Annotated in this window: 1 protein-coding gene; it reads right to left on the bottom strand. The window is 60.8% G+C overall.

Features of this window, described 5'->3' with window-relative positions:
• Positions 1-59 precede the first annotated feature (59 nt).
• A partial coding sequence (locus AF337_RS07020; RefSeq protein WP_280138832.1) for an IclR family transcriptional regulator domain-containing protein occupies positions 60-222 on the bottom strand: 163 nt, incomplete at its 5' end.

The raw sequence follows: 222 nt of genomic DNA, 5'->3' as shown, positions 1-222 counted from the left end.
GGCCTTGATGGGCGTCGAACCGAAGAGACAAGGTCCGATATGGCGCAGGACGAAAAGTTCTACCATCCCAGCCGGGCCGATATCTTGCTGGAGGCCTCCTTCAGCAGAACGATGAAGCGGTCGACGTCGCTTTTTTGCGTGCGGAAGGCCGGGGCGCCGACATTCACCGCGGCGATCACGGATCCGTCGAATGCCAGAACCGGCACTGAGACGGAGACGAGT

The sequence above is a fragment of the Rhizobium ecuadorense genome (genome assembly GCF_001187535.1).
Lineage (GTDB): Bacteria > Pseudomonadota > Alphaproteobacteria > Rhizobiales > Rhizobiaceae > Rhizobium > Rhizobium ecuadorense.
This window is presented reverse-complemented; position numbering and strand designations above follow the sequence as displayed.